Annotated in this window: 4 protein-coding genes; all 4 read right to left on the reverse strand. The window is 63.2% G+C overall.

All coding sequences use genetic code 11. From position 1 onward, the window contains the following. Window position 1: 1 nt before the first annotated feature. Window positions 2-706, reverse strand: a complete 705-nt coding sequence (locus BG61_RS37935) for a succinate dehydrogenase iron-sulfur subunit (protein WP_035937497.1) — start codon at window positions 704-706, stop codon at window positions 2-4. 16 nt (window positions 707-722) lie between these two features. Beyond that, window positions 723-2,498: a succinate dehydrogenase flavoprotein subunit gene (gene sdhA, locus BG61_RS37940; protein WP_035937494.1), complete on the reverse strand. Its 1,776-nt coding sequence runs from the start codon at window positions 2,496-2,498 to the stop codon at window positions 723-725. Between the two features lie 3 nt (window positions 2,499-2,501). Next, the gene (gene sdhD / locus BG61_RS37945; RefSeq protein WP_035937492.1) at window positions 2,502-2,870 is read right to left on the reverse strand and encodes a succinate dehydrogenase, hydrophobic membrane anchor protein; all 369 of its coding nucleotides are present in this window, start codon (window positions 2,868-2,870) and stop codon (window positions 2,502-2,504) included. Between the two features lie 3 nt (window positions 2,871-2,873). Next, window positions 2,874-3,283: succinate dehydrogenase, cytochrome b556 subunit (sdhC, locus tag BG61_RS37950; protein WP_035943392.1), on the reverse strand; the 410-nt coding region annotated here is incomplete at its 5' end.

Raw genomic sequence — 3,283 nt, forward strand, 5'->3', positions numbered from 1 at the left:
CTCAGACAGCACGGCGCACCATCAATTCCTTGATCTTGCCGATCGCCTTCGTCGGATTGAGCCCCTTCGGGCACACGTCGACGCAGTTCATGATCGTATGGCAGCGGAACAGACGGTACGGATCTTCCAGGTTGTCGAGGCGTTCACCCGTCGCTTCGTCGCGGCTGTCCGCGATGAACCGATAGGCTTGCAAAAGGCCCGCCGGACCAACGAACTTGTCCGGATTCCACCAGAAGCTCGGGCACGACGTCGAGCAGCTCGCGCACAGAATGCACTCGTAAAGGCCGTCCAGCTCGTCGCGTTCTTCCGGCGACTGTAGGCGCTCCTTTTCCGGCGGCGGCGTGTCGTTGATCAGGTACGGCTTGATCGAATGATACTGGTTGAAGAACTGCGTGAAATCGCAGATCAGGTCGCGCACCACCGGCAGCCCCGGCAGCGGGCGCAGCACGATCTTCTGCGGCAGGTCGTTCATGTTCTGCAGGCACGCCAGGCCGTTCTTGCCGTTGATGTTCATCGCGTCCGAACCGCATACGCCCTCGCGGCACGAACGGCGGAACGACAGCGTTTCATCCACCGACTTCAGCTTCAGCAATGCATCGAGCAGCATGCGCTCGTGCGAGTCGATTTCGATCTCATACGTCTGCATGCGCGGCGCCGCGTCCTTGTCCGGATCGTAGCGGTAGACTTCAAATGTACGTTTTGCCATGTCGATTTCCCTGCCCTTAGAAGGTACGCGCCTTCGGCGGCACCGATTCGACCGTCAGCGGCTGCATGTGCACCGGCTTGTAGTCGAGGCGATCGCCCTCGCTGAACCACAGCGTATGGCGCATCCAGTTGTCGTCGTCGCGATGCTCGAAGTCGCTGTGCGCGTGCGCGCCGCGGCTTTCCTTGCGCGCCTCGGCGGACACCATCGTCGCGCGGGCCACCTCGATCAGGTTCGCCAGCTCCAGCGCCTCCACCTTCGCGGTGTTGAACACCTTCGACTTGTCCTTCAGGTGCACGTGCTTCACGCGCTCGGCCAGTTCGTTGATCTTGCCAACCCCCTCCGACAGCAGCTTCGAGGTGCGGAACACGCCCGCGTGCGCCTGCATCGCCGAGCGGATGTCGCCCGCGATCGCCTGCGTGTACTCGCCCGAGGTCGACTTCTCCAGCACCGCGAGGCGCTCGAGCGCGAAGTCCGCGGCATCGGCCGGCAGCGGCTTGTGCTCCTTCATTTCCTTCGCGTGCTTGATGATGTGGTTGCCCGCCGCACGGCCGAACACCACCAGGTCGAGCAGCGAGTTCGTGCCGAGGCGGTTCGCGCCGTGCACGGACACGCACGAGCATTCGCCTACCGCATAAAAACCGTTGACCGGATCCTCGTAGCCCTTCGCCGTACCCACGACCTGGCCGTGGATGTTGGTCGGAATGCCGCCCATCTGGTAGTGGATGGTCGGCACCACCGGGATCGGCTCCTTGATGCAGTCGACGTTCGCGAACTTCAGCGCGATTTCGCGGATCGACGGCAGACGCTTCATGATCGTCTCGGCGCCGATGTGCGACAGGTCGAGCAGCACGTGGTCCTTGTTCGGACCGACCCCGCGGCCTTCCTTGATCTCCTGGTCCATCGAGCGCGACACGAAGTCGCGCGGCGCCAGGTCCTTCAGCGTCGGCGCATAGCGCTCCATGAAGCGCTCGCCGTCCGAGTTGCGCAGGATCCCGCCTTCGCCGCGCACGCCTTCGGTAATCAGCACGCCCGCACCGGCCACCCCGGTCGGGTGAAATTGCCAGAACTCCATGTCCTGCAGCGCGATGCCCGAACGGGCCGCCATGCCGAGACCGTCGCCGGTGTTGATGAACGCGTTCGTCGAGGCCGCGAAGATGCGCCCCGCGCCGCCCGTGGCGAACAGCGTGGTCTTGCCTTCGAGAATGTGGATCTCGCCCGTTTCCATTTCGAGCGCGGTCACACCCAGCACGTCGCCGTCGGCGTCGCGGATCAGATCCAGCGCCATCCATTCGACGAAGAAGTGCGTCTTCGCTGCGACGTTCTGCTGGTACAGCGTGTGCAGCAGCGCGTGGCCGGTGCGGTCGGCCGCGGCGCACGCGCGCTGCACCGGCTTCTCGCCGTAGTTCGCCGTGTGCCCGCCGAACGGGCGCTGGTAGATCGTGCCGTCGGCGTTGCGGTCGAACGGCATGCCCATGTGCTCGAGTTCGTAGACGGCGTTCGGCGCTTCGCGGCACATGAACTCGATTGCGTCCTGGTCGCCGAGCCAGTCGGAGCCCTTGATCGTGTCGTAGAAGTGGTAGTGCCAGTTGTCCTCGCTCATGTTGCCGAGCGACGCGCCGATCCCGCCTTGCGCGGCGACCGTGTGCGAGCGCGTGGGGAACACCTTCGAGAGCACCGCCACCGACAGACCCGCGCGGGCGAGTTGCAGCGACGCGCGCATGCCGGAGCCGCCCGCGCCGACGATGACCACGTCAAAGCGCCGACGCGGCAGGGAAGTCTTGATTGCAGCCATTCTTTAAACTCTCCAGAGAATCTGTGCAGCGTAGCCGGCGCAGGCGACCAGCCAGAGGATGGTCAACGCTTGCAGCAACAAGCGAAGGCCGACCGGCTTCACGTAATCCATCCAGATGTCGCGAATACCGACCCACGCGTGATAGAAGAGCGAAAGCAAGGCTACGAAGGTGGCGAGCTTCATCCACTGAATCGCGAAGATCGACGCCCAGCCTTCGTACGAGAAGTCGCGGGCGGCGAAGAACCAGAACAGCAGGATGAGCGTATAGACGGCCATCACGACCGCGGTGACGCGTTGCGCGAGCCAGTCGCGCAGACCGTAGTGCGCGCCGACGACAAGGCGCTTGGGGCCGACTCGGTTATGGGCTGCCATGACTTAGAAGGCTCCGAAAAGTTTGAGCGCCACGGCGATCGTGAGAAGCGACGACACCACGAGCACGACGATCGAGGTCTGCTTGCCGCCTTCCTTGCTCACCGCGGTGTGCGTGTCGAGCAGCAGAAAGCGGATGCCCGCGCAGAAGTGGAACAGATACGCCCACGACAGCACGAGCACGATGATCTTGACGATGGGGTTGGCAAGGAAGCCCTTGAAGGCGTCGAAACTGATTTCCGACGTGAGGCTCTGGTCCAGCAGATACAGGATGAACGGCAGGCAGATGAACAGCAGCAAGCCGCTTATGCGATGCAGGATCGAGACCTTCCCCGCTAGCGGCAGGCGATATTTTGCGATTTGACCGATCCCGATGTTACGGAATTCAGGCCTTGGTTTTTTTACGGCTTCAGCCA

It is taken from the genome of Caballeronia glathei, from assembly GCF_000698595.1.
In the GTDB taxonomy this organism is placed as follows: Bacteria; Pseudomonadota; Gammaproteobacteria; order Burkholderiales; family Burkholderiaceae; genus Caballeronia; species Caballeronia glathei.